The organism is Rickettsia sp. MAE-05, from assembly GCF_057319745.1.
In genome coordinates this window covers 358703-380024 of the sequence record NZ_JBLTIO010000001.1, presented here as the reverse complement: position 1 = coordinate 380024, position 21322 = coordinate 358703, and the positions used below count along the sequence as shown (strand labels likewise).

The following is a 21322-nucleotide window of genomic DNA, read 5'->3' as shown; positions in this document are numbered from 1 at the left end:
AAATCTATTAATTAATATTAAATTTTAGAAGCATAATATATAACTAAGTATTAATTAATTGTCAATAATAATTACCACGAAACATGGTAAAATGTAATTTTATAACATTATTTTTATTTGACTTAGCAGAGAAATTTGAGTTAAATATCGAAGCTCTATACATAAAAAGTTATCGTTATGAATGAATTACATATTAAACTACAAAATTACAGTAGCACATATCCTGAAGAAATTGTTACAAAAACAAAAATGCTTGAATTTTTAAATGAATATGACAACCCTTTTAGCCTAGATTTACAAATAGGGCATTTCACTGCTTCAGCTTTTTGGTCATGCCTCCATATTGCAGTTACGCCTATTAAAAAGCTATACGTTCAATAAGAGTACCAATAACCTTATCATGAATATCCAATGACTTGGAAAAGCAGATTGTCTTACGTGCAAGCCTCTTGCATCTCGTTCTAAGGTTCAAGTTACTTCGTTCTATCCGTTGAGTGTATTTTTTACTGATAATATGCTTTTTAGGGTCTAATAACCTAGCATAACTCCCCCATCCATCTGTATAGTAAAAAGTCACCTTGAAATTCTCTAGTTTTTTCAGTAATGATTCTAATGTGCTATCACATCTTGTACCAAACGTATAAGCAACTACTTTTAACGAAATCTTATCCAAGGCATACCAAAGCCATCGTTGTCTGGATTTATTCTGTACATAAGACCATTGTTCATCTATCTCAGGAGCAATAATTACTTTTGTTGTACTGATAGAATGATTTATTGTTTTTAATACTAGATTTTTTTAAAACACGGATAACTGTATTGATACCCGCTTTTAATACTCTTACTGTATCTCTAACTCCAGAGCCGTTGATTGACATTTCTACTATTTGCTCCTTAACTCCAGGCTTAGATGCATTATTAATATACTCCAATTGAAAATATCGATTACACCGCTTGCATTGATATCTCTGTTGTTTTGAAATTGAATATCCTGACTTTATTACTTCTTCTGTGTTGTTACAATATCTACACTTAACATCTATTTTTGCCATAACTCCTTAACTATAATTCTCTCTTATTACTGTTTGAGGATTATAGACTATTTACTCTAAACTGCAATACGGAGGCACGACCAGCTTTTTTACTTAATAATGATAAAACGAAATTTTTATTGATGCACCATAGAAAGCTTGATAAATGGCTTCAACCAGGCGGTCATTGTGATGGAGATAGTAATATATTAAATGTAGCGGTTAAAGAAGCTATAGAAGAATCCGGAATTAATGAGATTAAAACGATAAATAAGGAAATTTTTGATATAGACACCCATTATATTCCGCAAACTCATAAGGAGCCTGCTCATTATCACTATGATGTACGATTTTTACTAAAAACAGTAAATAATGATAATTTTATAAAAAATAACGAATCGAATGAACTTAAATGGTTTAACTTTTCTGATTATTCAAAATTAGAAATTGAGCTAGAACGTTCCGTTACTAGAATGATAGAAAAGTTTATAAAACTGAGGTTCTGTACACTTTTAATAGAATAATCATAATTATAGCTCTTTTTAGCTGCAAATTATAAGATTTTTTTGAAATATGAATAACTATTCCGACAAAAATCTTATTAATTTTCGCTTAAAAATATCTTATAATTATAATCATTAATCAAAAGTGCACAGAACCTAACCATCCTGCTTGTTAAATATAAATTACTTCTCTATAATGGCATTTTTTAAATAAAATATAAATCAAATGCCATTATCTAGAATTTTTTCATTCCGTAGTAAGAATAAGGAAACTAACACTCCAAAAAACCTCAAAATTACGCATCCAAAGCCAATTAATGAGAGTGAATATGCAAACTCTCTAGCCGGTGAAGTTGTTACTATTAAACTTAATGAACAGTCTCATAATTTTATAAAGAGTGAAAAAGTTGTTCTAACCTCATTTAAACCGCCTTCTTCTCAAAGTAAAGACGAATTTGATCCTATCTTAAAAGATGTTGAAAATATTTTAAAGGATTTTGAGGTTTTCTTAGATAATATAGATACTAAAGCTTTAGGAGAGATTGATTCATAGTAAAATCGATAGTTTTATGCTGTAAGATTTCTAGCTGAAAAGGGCATTGTTGTACGGATATTAGGGACGTCATTGCGAGGAGATGCGTAGCATCGACGTGGCAATCTCATAAGGTAAGTAGTATAAGGTTCATGAGATTGCCACGCAGCCTACGGCTGCTCGCAATGACGATTTAATATCCACTACGCCTACGCGGGAATGACATTGAGAACCACACAACAATATCATTATGCTATTTTTTGATATTCAAAATATATTTTCCTTACTGCATAAATCCACGCTAAGCATACAAAAGTAAATACCACCATTAGAATCGGTGAGATTGAGGTAAAAGTAGCAGTCGGAACTAAGGTAAAGATAATAGATTGTACAAGACCGCTAGAAGATTTGCCGACTTTCGCACTTATTACGTCAACTGCTGCTTTGCCTTTGGTTTTAAGTTCATCATCAAGCGGTATATATAACATTTCTCTAGAAGTATCCCATATAGAATATTTAGTACCTTTAGCTAAAATATTTTGAATACCGCCGATCGAAACGGCAAGAGCAAGCGGTGACATTAAAATTGCTCCATCAAATAATGATAAAATTTGTTGATCAAATACGATCAGTACAAAGAACAAAATGCCGGTCACCATTATTATAACCGGTGAAATAACTGCTGCTACAAACCAGTTGTGCATACGCATAACGTTATTACCGATGATGGTCATAACCATTATTGCAACGCCCGTCCACAGTATATACAGACTGTTAAATTCAGCATAGGTATTTACAGTCGGATATAATTCCTTAATTTTTGCTTTCCATACGGCTTCGACTAAGTTAATAGCAAATCCGAAAGCTGCAGAACAAATTAAAAGTAGCCATAAATATTTTGATTTCGCAATATATTTAAAGCTTTTAATCAGTCCCATACGTTCTGAAGTTGATCTACCGCTTTTTGCTTTAGCATAAAATAACGGGTTAGTGAAAACGTTCTTGCTAATAAATCTAACTAGCACGCAACAAACAATAGCAACAATTGCTACAATTGTCGTGGATACTTGAACTAAAGTGATTTTACTATCCGAAATACTCATAAACTTCTTAATAATAGTATCTTCCGATGATAGATTCATCATTAAAAAGCCGACTAATATTAAAGAAGAGTTGCCAAATAGCGAAAAGAGAGTATAAAATCTTTTTGCTTCTTCGGTAGTAGTAAGTTCATTAGCAAACTGCCAAAATAATAATACGTAAAAAATATTAGGCCAAAGCTCGGCAAGGCTATAATATACTATATAACCCCAGTTACCTACCAATGAGATATACCACTTAAAATGAGGATAGCGTCCCATCCAGTCAGCTAACTTATCGGGATGTACGTGAAAAACATGGATATTAGGATAGATTACAAAAGCAAATAAAACAAAAAAGCTGATGAAAAATGCACTTAAATAATAAAAGATTTTTTCAAAAGTAAGGTGATTAATCATTTTAGCGTAAATAATCACGAATAAAGCTGCAGCAGGTGTAACACAATAAACTTTAGCAAAACCTGCTATCTCTGCACTGATTTCAGAGATTAGAATACTATCTTTTAAGATTCGTAAAATATTTTGATTAAATAAGATACAAAACATTAAGGCACTCATCGGAATAAACTTTCCGAGTTCGTAATTATGCACAGGCCAAAATGCTGCTCTGAATTTGCTTTTAAACGATCGTGATGAGGTACTTAGCATTATAAATCCCTAAGGACAAAAAAAAAACTTAAGCACTTCAAGATTTTATGAAAAGATATTTCCTCTAAAATTTTAGAGATGATATACTGTTTGTTACACTCTGAAGGTGCTGAAACTTATATAATGTATTTAGTCTTTTGTCAAGGATTATTACCATAAAATAATATATTTACAATGCAAAGTAACGATAAATATCAAGAATATTTTGATCTCTATAATAATTATATAAGGACGCATAATTTAGGTAATAAATATTTAGAATCAGGCAAAATAGTAAGGCAAACAGAGCATTATAGGATATTGTATTACTCGGTGTCATCCTGTGGCTTGTCCACGGGATCCAGTAATAAAAAATACAAAAAGCTCGATTTATCTCGCTTTATGTTGGATCCCGTGGACAAGCCACGGGATGACAATACCTTCCTAATCACCCCTTCCATCTTCAACTCACCGGAAATATTTTTTCTAGCTCGTGATAAAAGCTTTATCGAAAATTTAAGAAACTACGGGGAAGTTTATTTAATAGATTGGCTAGAAATTGAGGAACCTAAATATTTACTAGATGACTATGTGCATAAAATAATTGAAGTAATAGATAGTTTGAAAATTAAGGACATTAATTTAATAGGTCATTGTATCGGTGGTAACCTTGCGATAGCTACAAAAATAATAGTGCCTAAAAAAGTTAAAACCCTAACTTTACTTACTTGTCCTTGGGATTTTTCTCATTTTTTCTATATAAGAATGTTGCATCGATATTTAAAACTAGATAGTGGAATAGAAAATTTACCGATAATTCCTAAAATTCATATTCAAATTTTATTTTTTCTGTTATTTCCTGACTATTTTAATGCTAAATTAAAAAAATTTTTCTCTATAACTTGCGATAAGGAGCAGGAATTAGCATTTAGAATAGAAAATTGGCTTATGTCGGGTAATAATATATCTAAAGGGGTTTATAATCAAATTATGCAAAATATATTAGATGAAAATATGTTTATAAATCTTAAATGGAAAATCGATAATTTTATTATTGATCCGAGTTTAATTGATTGTCCTGTATATATAGTAGCAGCTGAAGATGATCAAATAGTGCCTAAATCTTCCATTTTACCTTTGCAAAAATTATTAAAAAATTCTAAGCTTATAGAAGTAAAAGGCGGACATATTAGCTATTTGATAAATGATAAATTAGGTGAGTTGCTTAAGGAGTATTAATACAAATCTTTATTGGTGACATAAGAAATAAGTTTTTTATCAAAAGTTAATACGGAAGTATCATGTTTTTTAGCATTAGCAAGTAGTAAGCAATCTACTATATGTATATTTAGTTCTTGATAATATTTTAAGGCAAGAAGAATAGTTTCTTTATTATAACAATTTATACCCTTATAGCTTAGTAATTCAGTTAATATATCACAAATTTTATTTTTAGGAGCTTTGTAAAAAGAGGTAAGTACAAATATTACTTCTGTAAAAACAGCTTGCTCTATTATAACAGTTATTTCGCCTGTTTTTGCTTTATCAAATATTTCTTTAGTCTTTACTAACATATCATGGTTATCGGCTAATAAATACCGTACAATAAAATTAGTATCACAAATATGTTTCATTTTAGGACTCTAGATTTTATAGTATTTTCCTGCCAAGCTTGTTCTCTAATCTCTTGAAAAGAAAGAGTTGTGTTTTTCTTATAATCGGAAAGAGAACCACTAAGATCCCGTAAGGGTGAAAGCAATATTTGATTATTGTCGTTAATTTCCAAAGAAATCACATTTGTTTTTAAAATGTTACGAATTTTTTTTGGTAATATAATTTGACCTTTGGGCGAAATATTTAAAGTATCTATATACATAATTAAAAGTTTACATTTTTAAATTATATGGTAAATATATTATATTACTACTTTCAATATAAGTAAATAAATTATTTCAGGAGTACACATTATGACAAAACCGGTTTATATAACTCATGCGAAAAGAACGGCTTTCGGTTCGTTTATGGGTAGCCTTAGTACGACGCCTGCACCAATGCTTGCTGCTAATTTAATAAAGGATATACTGCAAAATAGCAAAATCGATCCTGCTTTGGTAAATGAGGTAATAGTTGGACAAGTAATAACAGGCGGTAGCGGGCAGAATCCGGCACGGCAAACTCTGATTCATGCGGGGATACCGAAAGAAGTGCCTGGCTATACGATTAATAAAGTATGCGGCTCAGGTCTTAAAAGCGTAGCACTTGCAGCAAATTCGATTATGACTGGTGATAATGAAATAGTTATAGCAGGTGGGCAGGAGAATATGTCGCTCGGTATGCACGGTAGTTATATCAGAGCAGGAGCTAAATTCGGTGATATTAAAATGGTTGATCTAATGCAGTATGACGGACTAACTGATGTATTTTCAGGAGTATTTATGGGAATTACTGCCGAAAATATCTCAAAACAGTTTAATATTAGCAGACAAGAGCAGGACGAATTCGCCTTAAGCTCTCATAAAAAAGCAGCTAAAGCACAGCTAGCAGGAATTTTTAAAGATGAAATCTTACCTATTGAAGTAACGATTAAAAAAACTACTAGTTTGTTTGAACATGATGAAACGGTAAGACCTGATACCAGCCTTGAAATCTTAAGTAAATTACGTCCTGCTTTTGATAAAAACGGTGTAGTTACTGCCGGTAATGCTTCCTCAATTAATGACGGTGCGGCATGTCTTATGGTAGTTTCCGAAGAAGCTTTGAAAAAGCATAATTTGATGCCGCTAGCTCGGATTGTTTCTTATGCTTCAGCCGGTGTTGATCCAAGTATTATGGGTACTGCCCCCGTTCCTGCCTCCCAAAAGGCTTTAAGTAAAGCAGGTTGGAGCGTTAAGGATTTGGAAGTTATCGAGGTTAATGAGGCGTTTGCTGCTCAAAGTATTTATGTAAACCGTGAAATGAAATGGGATATGGATAAGGTTAACATAAATGGCGGTGCAATAGCAATCGGGCATCCGATCGGAGCAAGCGGCGGACGAGTTCTTATAACTCTGATACACAGCTTGCGAAGAGCTAAAGCTAAAAAAGGCTTAGTCACTTTATGTATCGGTGGCGGTATGGGTATGGCTATGTGTGTTGAATCGGTTTAAATGTGCATTTGATTATGAGACTGTTAACAGTCTCATACCTATTTTCGTGATTTGCTATTGAAAGTAACTACAGTTTATTATAATATATATCTGATTTAATATCACTACAACCTAATAATGCATCATTACAGTGCGTTATTGTACTTATAAACTCATGGAATGCAGAAGAGTTAGAGAATGTTTCTGGTTCGTAACTCTCCCAATAATTTTCTGCTTCTTCTATATTATGGTCGTGCCTCCGTATTGCAGTTTAGAGTAAATAGTCTATAATCCTCAAACAGTAATAAGAGAGAATTATAGTTAAGGAGTTATGGCAAAAATAGATGTTAAGTGTAGATATTGTAACAACACAGAAGAAGTAATAAAGTCAGGATATTCAATTTCAAAACAACAGAGATATCAATGCAAGCGGTGTAATCGATATTTTCAATTGGAGTATATTAATAATGCATCTAAGCCTGGAGTTAAGGAGCAAATAGTAGAAATGTCAATCAACGGCTCTGGAGTTAGAGATACAGTAAGAGTATTAAAAGCGGGTATCAATACAGTTATCCGTGTTTTAAAAAATCTAGTATTAAAAACAATAAATCATTCTATCAGTACAACAGAAGTAATTATTGCTCCTGAGATAGATGAACAATGGTCTTATGTACAGAATAAATCCAGACAACGATGGCTTTGGTATGCCTTGGATAAGATTTCGTTAAAAGTAGTTGCTTATACGTTTGGTACAAGATGTGATAGCACATTAGAATCATTACTGAAAAAACTAGAGAATTTCAAGGTGACTTTTTACTATACAGATGGATGGGGGAGTTATGCTAGGTTATTAGACCCTAAAAAGCATATTATCAGTAAAGCATGACCGTTTTATGTTTCGAGGTAATCATATAAGAATTTTTGGAGCAGGATACTGGCGTAAAGGTAAGAGAATTTATGAGCAAGAGAATAAAATACACTGATGGGGAAATAGGGGAAGTAAAAATAGTAAAAGATTTCTTACCACATCCTAGAGAACTGTTGTTAAAAGATGATTCTGTAAAAGTAACCATTTCTTTAAGTAAAGAGAGCGTAGAATTCTTTAAATCAGAAGCAGCAACTGCACATGTTCCTTATCAAAAAATGATTAGGATGTTACTAGATAAATATACTAAGCATTATAAAGAAAATAAAAGAGCATAGAGCTGGCGGAGAGAGAGGGATTCGAACCCTCGATACGGTATGACCCGTATAACGGTTTAGCAAACCGCCGCCTTCGGCCACTCGGCCATCTCTCCGGTTATGGCTTTACTTTATATCATCTAATAAGCAAAATTTCTAGAGTTATTTTATAATTTTTCTAACTAAATATAATCACTTTCTAGCGTTATAGAATCGCCCATAATCAAAGCTTTCTTATCATAACTAGGTGGTAGTCATTTAAAGTTCGTACACCAATAAGGAGGTAAGCTATCCCAACTACGGAAATGTTTGATATATTTATAGAAATGTTTAGCCTCTATTTCTATAGTTTCAATAGTTGTGTCATCGTTACAAATATTAAAAAGTTGCTCGGTTATATAATAAATAGATTTGGTATCGTTTTTATATCTACCTATTAGGTGCTCTATAATTTCGACTCGTTTTTGTAGGCTAAGATTATAAGAGCTTGCTGTTATAAACCTTACCAAAACATCTTTATCATCACAAATATTAAAAAGTTGTACGGCTGTGGGATAAATAGATTTAGCATCCTCTTTATATTTATCTATTAAGTACTCCACAATTTTGCTTTGTTTGCTTAAACTCAAGTGACAATAGTCCGAAATTAATAATTTTATAAACTCCTCATTATCACTGCAAATACTAAATAATATTTCTGAATGTTCTTCGCTAAGATTATTCAAATAATTTTTGATATTTAACCAAAAACCTATTCCAAGTTATTGCTTCGATATTTATAAAGTTCTTATAGTTTTTTGGTTGGCATTCAGGATTATATTTTTGTAGCGGTACTATAAAGTTGAGATTATCTAAATTTTGACGAAAATTTTGTAGTTCTTCAAAATAGGCAGCAATAAAAATGATTGTACACTGAGTAATAGCAGAATCTACAAAATAAAATTGGTGAATAAATTTTATAATCTTTGATAGTTCTGCTACTAGATCGGTATCTAGTTTTCTAATATCATTTACTATATCATCTATATATGTTAACTCTTCATTCGTGTGTGCTTCATATTTAATATTTAAATCTTCAAATGTAATAATTTTACCTTTCGCTATTTTATCTGTTATTGTATAGTTTTTAATTATAGGTTCTTCATAATTAGCACTAATATAAATTGCTGGATTATATATATCTTTGAAATTATTTTGCAGCATATTTTTTACTGCTTTTACCGTATTTTGATTTAGGTAATCAAGCTCTAGCATGTGAATATTGGTAAGTAGTAAACTTGCATTATCTTTTTTATCAAAAGGAACAACATACCATGGATACTCACCTTCTTTAATGTATCCTTTAATAAGAGCAATTTTTATCATTAGTATCTGTTAAAGCTAACTTTTCAAGTTCCGTTATTACCTTATTTAAATAGCTCCGCCAATCGCTAGTTAATAATTCTAGCAATTGCTTAAAAAAACTAAAACTAATTTTCATATAATAATATTATTAAGTTAATTTAAAAACTTTATAAATCAGAAGTTATTAGAGGTGTTATTTGCTAAATTTATCTAAAAAATTCTGTAGTTCTTCTAAATTACTTATATTACTTAACTTATATGGATAATTAATTTTTCGGAGCATATTTGTTAATACGCTTCCGGCACCTATTTCTACTATATGGGTTACGTCTAGCTGATTAAATAGCTTTAAAGTTTCACGCCATCTAACTCGTCCGCATATTTGAAGAATTAAATTTTGTTTGATTTCTGTAGGATCTAGAGTAGGTTTTGCGGTATAATTTTGAATTACCGGTATCAAAGGCTTATTAATTACAGCTTTATCAAGAGCTACTCGCATTTTTTCTTCTGCCGGCTTCATTAAGCTACAATGAAATGGAGCACTGACTTTCAGTTTTATCGCTTTATAGCCCAAATCTTTAATTATACTAATAGCATGATCTATAGCTGTGGTCTTGCCGCTAATAACTATTTGTCCTTCGATATTATCATTAGCAATTTGGCATAAATTTATTTTGTTGATATCTTCTAATATTTCTTCAAGTTTTTGAAGTGGAATATTGATACAAGCTGCCATGCTTCCCTCACCTTCGGGACATGCTTCTTGCATAGATGTACTACGTATATGCAGTAGTTTTGCTGCTGTCTCAAGACTAATACTTTCAGTGCTACATAAAGCACTATATTCACCTAGCGAATGACCTGCAGCATAATCGCAAAGACTATCCAAACTTTTACCGGTTTCAGCTTTGATAATATTTATTATTGCCATAGATACTGCCATTAATGCCGGCTGTGCGTTGGTAGTTAGGGTTAGTTCCTCGGAAGTGCCGTTAAAAATTATGTCGGTAAGTTTTCGATTTAGTGCTTCATCAACGATTTGAAAAGTTTCTTTGGCGGGTTTAAAATTATCATAAAAATCTTTTCCCATGCCGATCAATTGCGACCCTTGACCGGGGAAGATAAAAGCTGTTTTCATATTTGGTATTATCGATTGAGTTTATTAATAGATTTTATTAAAATTTTCTAAAATAGTCAAATTATTTTTAAGCATTTTAAAACTGTTTTTCAATTGCTACGCTACATATAATTTTTACAAAAGTATTAATTTTTCTTAGCTCTATAACTTGATTACTTCTAACTAGTACTATAAATTAAACTAAGAAAATATAAACAAGGAAATTAGTTATGAAGTTAAAAGAATATTTTAAAAAGTTAGAAAGTACAGCTTTTGGTCCATGGCTTGCTGCATTTAAAAGATTATTTACAGAAAAGGAATTAGAAGAGGAAATAGCGAATATAAAACTAAACGAATCTGAAAAACAAGAGGTTAATAAAAAAGATTGGTCATGCCTCCATATTGCAGTTACGCCTATTAAAAAGCTATACGTTCAATAAGAGTACCAATAACCTTATCATGAATATCCAATGACTTGGAAAAGCAGATTGTCTTACGTGCAAGCCTCTTGCATCTCGTTCTAAGGTTCAAGTTACTTCGTTCTATCCGTTGAGTGTATTTTTTACTGATAATATGCTTTTTAGGGTCTAATAACCTAGCATAACTCCCCCATCCATCTGTATAGTAAAAAGTCACCTTGAAATTCTCTAGTTTTTTCAGTAATGATTCTAATGTGCTATCACATCTTGTACCAAACGTATAAGCAACTACTTTTAACGAAATCTTATCCAAGGCATACCAAAGCCATCGTTGTCTGGATTTATTCTGTACATAAGACCATTGTTCATCTATCTCAGGAGCAATAATTACTTCTGTTGTACTGATAGAATGATTTATTGTTTTTAATACTAGATTTTTTTAAAACACGGATAACTGTATTGATACCCGCTTTTAATACTCTTACTGTATCTCTAACTCCAGAGCCGTTGATTGACATTTCTACTATTTGCTCCTTAACTCCAGGCTTAGATGCATTATTAATATACTCCAATTGAAAATATCGATTACACCGCTTGCATTGATATCTCTGTTGTTTTGAAATTGAATATCCTGACTTTATTACTTCTTCTGTGTTGTTACAATATCTACACTTAACATCTATTTTTGCCATAACTCCTTAACTATAATTCTCTCTTATTACTGTTTGAGGATTATAGACTATTTACTCTAAACTGCAATACGGAGGCACGACCAGCAGCTGTTAATTAAAAGTTTGCTTGACTATTTCATACCAACAATTTTCAGGAGCGGCTGCTTTATTGCTAAAACCGCATATAATTAGCCGGTCTTTAGCTCTTGTCATTGCAACATAGAGTAGTCTTATATATTCCTGTAAGTCTTTTAATTTTTCAGCTTCTTTCAGATCTTGTAAAAATGCGGGTGTGTCCGCAGCATTAGCAGAAAAAAACATTTCCCCTTTATCGTCCCAAATAAATTTATTGCTACTTACCGGCAAAGTAGTAGAATCGCATAATATAACGATAGGAGCTTCAAGCCCTTTAGAGCCGTGGACGGTCATTACTCTTATTTTGTCTGAATGCTCTATATCACGTTTGATGTAGATATCGTTATTCTCAAACCAAGCAATGAATCCTTGCAGTGAATTATCTATATCATTTGTATAGTTTTTGCTTAATGTTAATAGTTCATTTATCATATCATCATCGTAAATCTCTTGTAAATTTAGATTATTCACCACTAAATCAAAGAAATTCTCAACAGTAGATATTTTATAAATTTCAATTAGGGAATTTAACTTAGCGTATATTTCTTCACAAGCAGATAGATTATCCCATAAACTATTATCGGTTTTATTTACAAGAAGTTCGTATAATTGTTTTTCGTTCATGCCGATAATCGGCGATTTTAGTAAGCCGGCAAGGTTTAAATCATCATCAGATAATAACACAAATTTAGCTACCGAGATTAAATCCATTATCGTTAGATTTTCCTTAAGGTTAATTCTATCGCTTATCTCAACTTTAAGCTTAGCTTTGCTAAGTTCTTTTATCAGATTATTACTAAACTCGTCTCTCTTTCTTACTAATATCATGAAATCTTTTTCAGATATTCTGCTTGCGGTAGAAGGCAAAATTTCTTTGCTTTCTATTTGTTCTTGTATAAAATTTATGATTTTTTCTATGAGTAAATCAGCGGCGGATTTAGAATTTTTATAATCTTCAGGCAATGCCCAAAAAAGCTCTTCTTGTTTTTCACTCGTTACTAAAGGCCAAATTGTCACTAGACCTTGATGTGTACGAAATGAGGATATTAAAGGATTATCCGAAAGGAATAAACTAGGGTAATTGGATTTTATATTTTTCAAAACATTATGAGTAAATTGTAAAATCTCTGCACATGATCTATATGAGCATTCAAGCGTGATATTTTTGAACTTCTTATTAGCATTTGTAAGATTTGTTTTTAGTTGCTCATTTACTAAGCTAAAATTATGAAGATCCGCTCCTTGAAAGCTAAAAATCGATTGTTTATCGTCACCAACGATAAAGGTACTATTATTTGGCTTATTTGCCGCGTTAAACTCTGTTATTAAAGTAGTGATAATATTCCACTGCTGGGGACTTGTGTCTTGTGCTTCATCGACCAAAATATGATTTATTTCACTTTCTAGCTTATGTAGCAACCATTCATGTGTAGTTTTATTATTCAGTAATTTCTCAGTGTAGTAAATTAAATCGTCATAATCGAGTAAATTATTTTCTTGCTTGTAGGAATCGTATTTTTTTAAAATAATATAAGCAAGTTTAGTAAGTAAATTCGTATGATATTCTAGCTCCTCTATGCGACGCAGCTCATCTAATCGGTAAATTTCAGAAGTGATTTTTTCTAGCTCTAACAATAATTTAGGATATTTTCTTATTAATTCTTTCGATAAAAAGCTTTTACGTTTTTTTCCGTCTTTGGTAAAAAAGATTTCTTTCGGTTCTATTTCCAAATCATATTCTGCAAATAAGTTTTTCACCTTATCGTAAATATTATTTAATTCCCCTAACGCTAATCTTTTATTATATATTTCTTTAGGAATTTGCTTATTTATAAATAACTTCTTGAATTTAATTTTCTGCTCGATTATTTCAGTAAAAATATCTTGCAATGTTATTTCATGAAAGCGGTTAAGTAAAATTTTAATTAAGTCATTATGCTCATCACTTAAGTAGATTTCATTTCTGATATTTAGGAAGATATCCTGTAATTTAGTTTCTTCAAGAATCTTAAATTCCGGTGTGATACCTGCTTCTAAAGGAAAAGTTTTAAGGATTTTTTGACAAAACGCATGAATTGTATAGATATTTAAAGGCTCAGTACTATTTAGTATTTTATCATATAAAGTTTTTGAATTTTCTATTTCTTGCGGTAGCGGCTTATTGCCGCTCATTAAGAAGAGTTCATTGTCTAATTTTTCTGCATCGCAAAGAGAAAGATGTTTAAGTTTACTATTAATTCTTGCTTGCATCTCTATAGAAGCAGCATTAGTAAAAGTAAGGCATAAAATATTTACAGGTTCTACGCCTGTTATTAACAAACGTAAAAACCGATCGGTTAGGATTTTGGTTTTACCTGTACCTGCTGATGCGGATACCCAAACGGAATAATTAGGATCGGATGCTTGTTGTTGTAGATTGCTCATTTTTTCTTTTTTCTATGCGTCCCTAATCGTCATTGCGAGCAGCCGTAGGCTGTGTGGCAATCTCGTTAAATATCCTGAGATTGCTTCGTTAATTACTTACGTAATTTCCTCGCAATGACGGAAAACTGATCCCTATACAGAAATGACATTACGCCTATAAATAATATAAATCACTATTAAAGATACAGCAAGACCAAACCAAGTTAGGGCATATTCTAAATGGTCATTTCTGATTGCTGCTAAATGATTTATTGAAAGAGGTAATAAAATATCTAGATTGCTAATATCTTTTCCTTCCGCAATAATATAAAAATTCTCTAGATTTAATTCTAAGGTTTGAGATGCTTCTTTTAAATCTAAAGTTAGCCACACATTATTTTTTATATCGTTAGCAGGTAAGTAGCTACGAGTTTTTTCAGACGGCATAGTAACACCGATAATCTCATGTTGTTGGTCGTTTGTAGCTTGAGTGATAATATTTTTATTGCGATTACTAAACCAGCCTCGTGCTACTAAAATAACTTTATCTTCTATGGTTTTAAAAGGAGTAACTAAATAATAGCCGTCTTTTTCACTCGACATTGACCTTCTACCGTATAAATATATGTCTTTATTAGGTAAAAATTGACCGGTGATTTTTACTTTGTGATAAGGTAAATCATCTTGAATTTCTGCTAAATTAATTGCCGGCGAAGTTAGATTAGCTTGCATTGAAGCTAAAAATAATTTCTTTTCCTTTAAACGACTAAGCTGCCAAAAGCCTAGAGATACGAGTATTATAAAGGTGATAAGTACAACAAGGTTTATTTTCATAGGTAAGTTTTAGGAATGTTGATAATCGTCATGAGCTAAGCGACTACAAAGAGCCTGGCAATCTCATGAAACAATATAAAATTTCTGAGATTGCCGCGTCGCCTACGGCTCCTCACAATGACGTTTTACTAAGCAGTTTTTAAAATACTACTAAGAAACTTTTTATGTTTTTGTAGCTCTTCTTTTGTAGGCTTAACAACAATACCGGCTTCTTTTTTTGGGGCATCTACACGATTAACCGTTAAGTTATTTATCCCGACAGATTTATCAACCATTTTAAAAGCGGATTGTCTACCACCCGTTAGTTCCACATATACTTCTGCAAGTAATGCCGCATCTTTCAAAGCCCCGTGAAGCTGCCTACCTGAATTATCAACTTTAAATCTTTTACATAATGCGTCAAGATTATATTTTGAGCCTGGAAACATACTTCTAGCCATAACTAGAGTGTCTATAGCATTGGACAGTTCTAAAAGTTTGATTTCCGCTCTTTTTAATAATGATAATTCATGATTTAAAAACTTAATGTCGAAAGGAGCATTATGAATAATAAGTTTGCTATCTGAGATAAATTCTAAAAAATCATCGGCTATTGTATGAAACAAAGGTTTGTCCTTTAAAAACTCACCGGAAATACCGTGAATTCTATAAGCATCAAACGGCATATCTCGCTCAGGATTAATATAAAAATGAAAATTCCTGCCTGTTAATACCTTATTCACCATCTCAATTGCACCGATTTCGACGATTCGGTGACCTTGTCGTGGGTCAAGTCCCGTAGTTTCGGTATCTAAAATTATTTCTCTTAAACTCGACATTCCCAATCCTTTATTATTCTTTTAAAATCGTCATTGCGAGCAGGTATTGTTGCGTAGCTCGAGCAAAACGTTCAATGTCATTCCTGCGAAAGCAAGAATCCAGGGTAAAGCACGTTAGGTGTCACCTCGTGGCTTGACCACGGGGTCCAGAAAAAAACTAACAAAGACTGGATACCGCGATCAAGTCGCACAACTGTCCGAAGTTCGAGGAAGCCTAGAAAACAAAGGAATTCTTGAACTTGGATGGGTCGTGCTGGTATAAAAGTATAATATCATAAGTAATAGCTCTTCGTAGTTGTTCAACAAATCTTTTTCTAGCTAACTTGAAACTATCAATATTATTTAGCTTTTTAAAAGTTAGAATAAGTAAAGCCGCTATTAATATTATATAAAACACTACCTTAATACCATTTATATCTCTAGAAAGAAAATGCTTAGCATTTAGGTGTTGTTTGATAAACTTAAAAAATACTTCTATATCCCATCTCATCTTATAAATATCTGTTATCTCAACAGCACTTAGTTCTGTTAGATTCGTTAAAAATACAAACTCTTTCCCATTAATCCGGTGTTTTGTTTTAATTAATCGAAATTCTTCTTTAATCCAATGTATATCTCTGCTTCGTAGATTTACTATATAATCTCCTAATATATCCAAATCTCTATCTGCTTCTAAACCTGCTTCCGCCTCTTGCTCATTAGACTTTATTATCTTGTAATTAACCTTATCATTTAAACGGGTAACAAACTTTATCCCTGCTTGCTTAAACTCTTGAAATGTTTTACGTGCGCTTATCCCTCTATCAAATACAACTATATCTTCCTTTGATAAACTTGCCTCTTCTATAGCGGCTTTAAGGGCTACATCCTCACTATTATCACTAGCTTTATCACCAAAACGTACGCTAGACGGTAGAGAGTCAAATCCTACACTAAATTTTATCTGATGCTTACTTCCTGTTGAGGTCTTAAAACCGCATTTTAACAATTTACTCGACAGCGTTACCAAAGTAGAATCAAATAATTCTATATTCTTTCCCTCATTTGATACTATATCTTTCCCTATACTCTTTCTTAAACTACTAAATATACTTTCATAATACCTATAATCAATCGCTTTAAGTCTATCTGATATTCCGCTCTTGCTTGCTCGTACTATGTTCCCTCTATGGTATACTGTAAATTGATGTTCTTCAAAACTCTCTTCTATCACTCTTAAACTTATCTTATCTTCTTCGCATATATTATATAGTAATATCTGAAACAATGACTTCCCTGTAAGCTTATGGTTTACCTTATCTATCTTATATTCTGCTCCAACTGACTCAAATAAACTGTCCGGTATTTTTGATAACAATTCTGAATATCTTACTACCATATATAACTCCTACTAAAAATAGAAATTATTTTATCACTACTCTACTTATTTTTCAACTTCGGACAGTTGTGATCAAGTCGCGGTATGACAAAGAACTAGATTCCCGCCTACGCGGGAATGACATAAGTACCATACAACAAGCTTACAATTTCCTCGCAATGACGAGAATTAGCTTCTCTATTTGTTTTTCCAAGTCTAACATATCAACGCCGCTATTTATAGCAAAATCTGCTTTTGCTATTTTGCTCTCTTGTGATAGTTGAATTTCTTTGATTTTATTATAAATCTCTATATCAAATGAAGTTCTCGTTATTGCTCTTTGCATTCTTATTTCTTCAGAGCAGTATATTGTTACGACAAAATCAAAATATTTATCAAATTTAGCTTCATAAAGCAACGGTATTTCGGCAAAGCCAAATTTGAAATTAGCATTTTCTTTTTTAAATAAAATGAGTTTATCTATCAGTAATGGGTAAATAAAATTTTGTAATTTTTCTCTAGCTAGGTCGTTATTGTAGATTAAATTGCTGATTTTTCCGATATTGAAAGATTCAAGTTCAGGGAGTAATTTTAAGATTTGAGTTTGCACGCTTAAATCTTGATATAATTCTTTTATACATCTATCGGCACAAAAAGTTTTATATCCTTTTTCTGCTAAATAATCCAAAATAAAAGTTTTCCCCGATGCGTAGCTACCGGTAATACCTATTGCTAACATTTTGTTATAAAAATTTTATGTTCATTAGCGAGTTTTATAGTTAATTCTTCTTCGACTATAATTACGTTATTTTTCTGAATCGCTACTCCTTTGTAATTATATTTAGCAAGATTCTTTATAGTATCAGGACCGATTGTTGGCATATCTAGGCGAGTATCTTGACCTAATTTTGGTATTTTTACTAATACTCCTCCATAAGGTTTTTTACGCAAATCTGCACATCTCGCTATTAAATTATCCGTTCCTTCAGCAGCCTCTATACCAAGTATGTAACCATTTTCAACTATAACCGATTGTGCAATATCGAATGAACTTAAATGATTCAACAATTTTACTCCAAGCTCAATATCATTTTTATCTAAATTCGTAAGGGTGGTATCAGTTATAATATTGGAGTTACCTTGTTGATTTTTATATATTTCGTTACTTGAAATTACTTTAAAACCGTAGCTTTCAAAAAAATCCGCTACTATTTTTAGCAAATTATCATCTCCTCGAATTTTTTGCCCAACTATTTTGAAAAGCAATAAACCACCTATTTTATCTACAGATAAATTTTTAAAATTCGGTCTATTAACTCCGCCTATAAAAATAATATTTTGTACCTCATTATCCTTAAAATATCTTATAGCTTCACCAACCATACCGATTTTTAAAATCTTATATTCAAAATCTTTAATTTGATCTATATCAGCTTCGTCTTTAATCGCCGTTATATAACACTTGCCGCCTTGCTTTGTATAGTTACTTGCTATTAAGTAAGGTAATGAACCTCTGCCTGCGATAATTCCAAGATTTGGTAGCATAATTAAGTTTTTAATTTAGAATTCTAAAAATTTATTATAAGTCCATTTTTAATATAAATCTAGAATTCTTATTTGACCTTTACATTTTAATCAAATTAAGGCATAATATTTGGTGCTAATATAGCTATAGTAATAAACGTAATTTAGAATAGAGGTTGCGGACTCGGGGGCAGTACCCGACGCCTCCACCAATACTCGATCAACTTCAAAAATTGGCTACGTCGTTCTACAAGTACTGCGGTACTCACGTATTAAGTATACGCTCCGTTCCTCGTCTTGTGAACTCCTTGCTCTTTTTGAAGTTGATCTTCGTATATTTACAATAATATACGAATAATGCTTGTATTTTAAAAATTGAATTTTATTTTGAAAGGTGAGCAAACGGAGCGTACACTTAGTACGTGAGTATGCGAATCCTTGATAAAATGAAAGAGCAATTTTAAAAAGATAAGCATTATTTTATGGGGGCGAAATAGGATCGACGTACCTAATAAAAAGATTGCTTTTACTCGGGATGATTCCGCCGATGGCTTTTGTCATATGGGTCAAAACAAAGAAACGCAAACGATAATAATCGTTATGTAGGTGCTCCAGATTTAGCTGCAGCTTAAGCCTACGCGGCTGGGGGTTCGCCGGGCAACAGAAAAACCCCACACGATTCTTTTCTTTGAAAAGTAGTATTTCATACTCCTTTCCAAAGAAGTTTAAAATAATGAGTAATAAAGATGAAAAGCGGTTTCCATCTTTATTACAAAATTTAATTTATATTATTGACCTTTTGAATTTATTCAGAGTAATATTGTTTATTTTTCCTCATATGAATATAGAATATAAAAAATTTGTGAATGAATATATGCTAGAATTTGTAAAAAAAATTCTAACTAAGATTCAGCATGAAAATTTATATTGGGATCAGTTAATATACATATCGTACAGAACCGATAACCCTGCGGTAATTTTACCTTCAAAAGTTAAACAGGCATATCCAAAACAGATAACAATAGTACTTCAATATCAGTTTGAAAATTTAATAGTAAATGATACCGGTTTTTCCTTAACGGTAAGTTTTGACGGTGTTAAAGAAATAATTTACGTACCTTTTGATGCACTTATTAGCTTTGTTGATTCCAATAATAATTACAGCCTAACTTTTAATCAGTCGTTAAATATACAAGAAAATCACCAACATGAAGAGGAAATAAGTAGTAATAAAAGTTATAAAACTTCATTATCTCCAAATCCAAATGTTATAATGTTAGATAAGTTTCGTAACTCTTCTAAACCTAGTTAATGCCCATATATGGATTCAAAAGTAGTTATATATACTGATGGTGCATGTGCAGGTAATCCTGGTCCTGGAGGATGGGGAGCTTTGCTTCAATTTAATGATACTAGCAAAGAAATATTTGGGTATGAGTTGGATACGACTAATAATCGTATGGAAATTACGGCAGCACTTGAAGCATTAAGGATTTTAAAAAAATCTTGTAATGTTGAGATTTATACCGATAGTAAATATTTGCAACAGGGAATTACCGCTTGGATTCATAATTGGATAAAAAATAATTGGTGTAAAAGCAACAATGAACCCGTTAAAAATGCCGATTTATGGCAAAAATTATACGCAGAATTGAGTAAACATACTATTATTTGGAAATGGGTAAAAGGTCATGCAAATAATAGCGGTAATATTGCTGCCGATAAACTTGCAGTGCAAGGAAGAGAAACTGCTATAGAAATTTTAAAATGTCATGGATAGATAAGTTTTTTATTACTTTTTTTCATAAAAAAGTAGGAGAAGATGAGTTTTTGAATCAATATTATGAAAGCCGTAATATTGATTATTTAGGGCGTCCAAGGAGGTTTGTTATTTATAAGAATGTAAATGAACCTACAAAAATTCCGCCGAGTTGGCACGCTTGGTTACATCATTTAGTAAATGAGATACCGAAAAATATTCAGCTTTTCCCGTGGCAAAAGAATAATAAAATAGTTAAAAAGCCGCCTAAAACATCAAATCTTAAATATAGTAGATGGCAACCGTAATTAATTAATAAAATATAAAAAAGCAATGAAACAAAATATTATTGAAACAATTATCGGCTTTGTAGTATTAATTATTGCTTTGCTATTTTTGATTTTTGCCTACAAGACAGGTAGTTCTATAACTAGCTCAAAAGGTTATCAGGTAACTGCTAATTTTCAGAGTGCAGAGGGTATAGCAGTTGGAAGCGACGTAATGATCTCAGGTATAAAAATAGGTAGTGTAAAGAAAATTACTTTAGATCCTAATAGCTTTTATGCAAGTGTATATCTAAATATTAATGATGATGTTAAAATACCTAAAGATTCTAAAGCCCAAGTAGTCACCAGCGGGTTACTTGGAGGTAAATATATTTCAATTGTACCTGGTAATGATGATGAAAATTTAGCGGCTAATGAAGAGATAAGATATACTCAATCAGCAATTAATATTGAATCATTAATTAATAAAATTGTTTCTTCATTCGGTAGTAAGTAGAAGTAATACGAAATAAAAAATCATTAAATTTAGCCGAATCTAAACTAGATTCGGTTTT

26 protein-coding genes, 1 tRNA gene, 1 other RNA gene and 1 pseudogene are annotated in these 21322 nt (G+C 31.8%); 13 read left to right on the top strand and 16 right to left on the bottom strand.

What is annotated here, in order from left to right:
- The first annotated feature begins 177 nt into the window (after positions 1–177).
- Positions 178–381 (top strand): hypothetical protein, encoded by a 204-nt coding sequence (locus ACNFN7_RS02275; RefSeq protein WP_485440659.1) that lies wholly within the window; start codon positions 178–180, stop codon positions 379–381.
- On the opposite strand, the gene ACNFN7_RS02270 is transcribed toward ACNFN7_RS02275, so the two are convergent.
- A protein-coding gene (locus tag ACNFN7_RS02270) for an IS1 family transposase (protein WP_485440658.1) occupies positions 359–1052 on the bottom strand; the annotation gives its coding sequence in 2 pieces (ribosomal slippage) (positions 359–767 and positions 766–1052; 696 coding nt in all). The two genes, ACNFN7_RS02275 and ACNFN7_RS02270, sit on opposite strands and share 23 nt — an antisense overlap.
- Before the next feature lie 29 nt (positions 1053–1081).
- Here ACNFN7_RS02270 and ACNFN7_RS02265 point away from each other — a divergent pair.
- Positions 1082–1555, top strand: a complete 474-nt coding sequence (locus ACNFN7_RS02265) for an NUDIX hydrolase (RefSeq protein WP_485440873.1) — start codon at positions 1082–1084, stop codon at positions 1553–1555.
- 205 nt (positions 1556–1760) lie between these two features.
- Positions 1761–2087, top strand: coding sequence for a hypothetical protein (locus ACNFN7_RS02260; protein ID WP_485440657.1), 327 nt, complete (start codon positions 1761–1763; stop codon positions 2085–2087).
- Between the two features lie 227 nt (positions 2088–2314).
- Here the strand turns inward: ACNFN7_RS02260 and tlc5 are convergent, their stop codons facing one another.
- Positions 2315–3814: a GTP/GDP exchange transporter Tlc5 gene (gene tlc5 / locus ACNFN7_RS02255; RefSeq protein ID WP_485440656.1), complete on the bottom strand. Its 1500-nt coding sequence runs from the start codon at positions 3812–3814 to the stop codon at positions 2315–2317.
- A gap of 174 nt (positions 3815–3988) precedes the next feature.
- Between tlc5 and ACNFN7_RS02250 the strand changes: the two genes are divergently transcribed.
- Positions 3989–5032: an alpha/beta fold hydrolase gene (locus ACNFN7_RS02250; RefSeq protein ID WP_485440655.1), complete on the top strand. Its 1044-nt coding sequence runs from the start codon at positions 3989–3991 to the stop codon at positions 5030–5032.
- Here ACNFN7_RS02250 and ACNFN7_RS02245 read toward each other — a convergent pair.
- Both ACNFN7_RS02245 and ACNFN7_RS02240 read right to left on the bottom strand, forming a co-directional pair.
- The gene (locus tag ACNFN7_RS02245; RefSeq protein ID WP_485440654.1) at positions 5029–5427 is read right to left on the bottom strand and encodes a type II toxin-antitoxin system VapC family toxin; all 399 of its coding nucleotides are present in this window, start codon (positions 5425–5427) and stop codon (positions 5029–5031) included. The genes ACNFN7_RS02250 and ACNFN7_RS02245 overlap by 4 nt on opposite strands.
- Entirely contained in the window at positions 5424–5669 is a 246-nt protein-coding gene (locus tag ACNFN7_RS02240) for an AbrB/MazE/SpoVT family DNA-binding domain-containing protein (RefSeq protein ID WP_485440653.1), read from the bottom strand. The genes ACNFN7_RS02245 and ACNFN7_RS02240 overlap by 4 nt, the downstream gene beginning before the upstream one ends.
- 91 nt (positions 5670–5760) lie before the next feature.
- Between ACNFN7_RS02240 and ACNFN7_RS02235 the strand changes: the two genes are divergently transcribed.
- The 3 genes from ACNFN7_RS02235 (at position 5761) to ACNFN7_RS02225 (ending at position 8121) form a co-directional block, all read left to right on the top strand.
- Positions 5761–6939, top strand: coding sequence for an acetyl-CoA C-acetyltransferase (locus tag ACNFN7_RS02235; RefSeq protein ID WP_485440652.1), 1179 nt, complete (start codon positions 5761–5763; stop codon positions 6937–6939).
- Positions 6940–7249: 310 nt separating this feature from the next.
- A complete protein-coding gene (locus ACNFN7_RS02230) occupies positions 7250–7804 on the top strand; it encodes an IS1 family transposase (RefSeq protein WP_485440651.1) in 555 nt (184 codons plus the stop codon).
- A gap of 71 nt (positions 7805–7875) precedes the next feature.
- Positions 7876–8121 carry a CopG family transcriptional regulator gene (locus ACNFN7_RS02225; protein ID WP_045812941.1) on the top strand — a complete coding sequence of 82 codons (246 nt, stop codon included), beginning with the start codon at positions 7876–7878 and terminating at the stop codon, positions 8119–8121.
- A 3-nt stretch (positions 8122–8124) separates the two neighbouring features.
- Here the strand turns inward: ACNFN7_RS02225 and ACNFN7_RS02220 are convergent.
- From ACNFN7_RS02220 to fabD, 5 genes are all read right to left on the bottom strand, one after another.
- A tRNA-Ser gene (locus tag ACNFN7_RS02220) sits at positions 8125–8216 on the bottom strand.
- Between the two features lie 138 nt (positions 8217–8354).
- The gene (locus ACNFN7_RS02215; protein ID WP_485440650.1) at positions 8355–8825 is read right to left on the bottom strand and encodes a hypothetical protein; all 471 of its coding nucleotides are present in this window, start codon (positions 8823–8825) and stop codon (positions 8355–8357) included.
- On the bottom strand, positions 8818–9465 hold the full coding sequence (locus ACNFN7_RS02210; RefSeq protein ID WP_485440649.1) for a hypothetical protein: 648 nt from the start codon (positions 9463–9465) through the stop codon (positions 8818–8820). Before ACNFN7_RS02210 ends, ACNFN7_RS02215 begins: the two co-directional genes overlap by 8 nt.
- A complete protein-coding gene (locus ACNFN7_RS02205; protein ID WP_485440648.1) occupies positions 9443–9580 on the bottom strand; it encodes a hypothetical protein in 138 nt (45 codons plus the stop codon). The genes ACNFN7_RS02210 and ACNFN7_RS02205 overlap by 23 nt, the downstream gene beginning before the upstream one ends.
- A gap of 57 nt (positions 9581–9637) precedes the next feature.
- Positions 9638–10582: an ACP S-malonyltransferase gene (gene fabD, locus ACNFN7_RS02200; RefSeq protein WP_485440647.1), complete on the bottom strand. Its 945-nt coding sequence runs from the start codon at positions 10580–10582 to the stop codon at positions 9638–9640.
- A 209-nt stretch (positions 10583–10791) separates the two neighbouring features.
- Between fabD and ACNFN7_RS02195 the strand changes: the two genes are divergently transcribed.
- Positions 10792–11001, top strand: a complete 210-nt coding sequence (locus tag ACNFN7_RS02195) for a hypothetical protein (RefSeq protein WP_485440891.1) — start codon at positions 10792–10794, stop codon at positions 10999–11001.
- On the opposite strand, the pseudogene ACNFN7_RS02190 reads toward ACNFN7_RS02195, so the two are convergent.
- The 7 genes and pseudogenes from ACNFN7_RS02190 to ACNFN7_RS02160 all read right to left on the bottom strand — a co-directional run bounded on the left by ACNFN7_RS02190 (position 10979) and on the right by ACNFN7_RS02160 (position 18743).
- Positions 10979–11672 (bottom strand): annotated as a pseudogene (locus tag ACNFN7_RS02190) (IS1 family transposase). The gene ACNFN7_RS02195 and the pseudogene ACNFN7_RS02190 sit on opposite strands and share 23 nt — an antisense overlap.
- A gap of 90 nt (positions 11673–11762) precedes the next feature.
- The gene (locus tag ACNFN7_RS02185; RefSeq protein WP_485440646.1) at positions 11763–14210 is read right to left on the bottom strand and encodes a UvrD-helicase domain-containing protein; all 2448 of its coding nucleotides are present in this window, start codon (positions 14208–14210) and stop codon (positions 11763–11765) included.
- Between the two features lie 132 nt (positions 14211–14342).
- The gene (locus tag ACNFN7_RS02180) at positions 14343–15023 is read right to left on the bottom strand and encodes an SURF1 family protein (RefSeq protein WP_485440645.1); all 681 of its coding nucleotides are present in this window, start codon (positions 15021–15023) and stop codon (positions 14343–14345) included.
- Between the two features lie 128 nt (positions 15024–15151).
- The gene (gene dnaQ, locus ACNFN7_RS02175; protein WP_485440644.1) at positions 15152–15841 is read right to left on the bottom strand and encodes a DNA polymerase III subunit epsilon; all 690 of its coding nucleotides are present in this window, start codon (positions 15839–15841) and stop codon (positions 15152–15154) included.
- A gap of 214 nt (positions 15842–16055) precedes the next feature.
- Entirely contained in the window at positions 16056–17219 is a 1164-nt protein-coding gene (locus ACNFN7_RS02170; protein ID WP_485440459.1) for an IS4 family transposase, read from the bottom strand.
- A gap of 142 nt (positions 17220–17361) precedes the next feature.
- On the bottom strand, positions 17362–17937 hold the full coding sequence (coaE, locus tag ACNFN7_RS02165; RefSeq protein WP_485440643.1) for a dephospho-CoA kinase: 576 nt from the start codon (positions 17935–17937) through the stop codon (positions 17362–17364).
- The gene (locus ACNFN7_RS02160) at positions 17931–18743 is read right to left on the bottom strand and encodes an LpxI family protein (protein ID WP_485440642.1); all 813 of its coding nucleotides are present in this window, start codon (positions 18741–18743) and stop codon (positions 17931–17933) included. Before ACNFN7_RS02160 ends, coaE begins: the two co-directional genes overlap by 7 nt.
- A 74-nt stretch (positions 18744–18817) precedes the next feature.
- On the opposite strand from ACNFN7_RS02160, the gene ssrA reads away from it, so the two are divergent.
- The 5 genes from ssrA (at position 18818) to mlaD (ending at position 21264) form a co-directional block, all read left to right on the top strand.
- Positions 18818–19398: a transfer-messenger RNA gene (gene ssrA, locus ACNFN7_RS02155) on the top strand.
- Positions 19399–19560: 162 nt separating this feature from the next.
- Positions 19561–20034 (top strand): ClpXP protease specificity-enhancing factor SspB, encoded by a 474-nt coding sequence (locus ACNFN7_RS02150; RefSeq protein WP_485440872.1) that lies wholly within the window; start codon positions 19561–19563, stop codon positions 20032–20034.
- A 9-nt stretch (positions 20035–20043) separates the two neighbouring features.
- The gene (gene rnhA / locus ACNFN7_RS02145) at positions 20044–20502 is read left to right on the top strand and encodes a ribonuclease HI (protein WP_485440641.1); all 459 of its coding nucleotides are present in this window, start codon (positions 20044–20046) and stop codon (positions 20500–20502) included.
- Positions 20490–20789: an NADH-ubiquinone oxidoreductase subunit NDUFA12 family protein gene (locus ACNFN7_RS02140; RefSeq protein WP_011270533.1), complete on the top strand. Its 300-nt coding sequence runs from the start codon at positions 20490–20492 to the stop codon at positions 20787–20789. Before rnhA ends, ACNFN7_RS02140 begins: the two co-directional genes overlap by 13 nt.
- 25 nt (positions 20790–20814) lie before the next feature.
- Positions 20815–21264 (top strand): outer membrane lipid asymmetry maintenance protein MlaD, encoded by a 450-nt coding sequence (gene mlaD / locus ACNFN7_RS02135; RefSeq protein ID WP_023507540.1) that lies wholly within the window; start codon positions 20815–20817, stop codon positions 21262–21264.
- Positions 21265–21322: the final 58 nt, after the last annotated feature.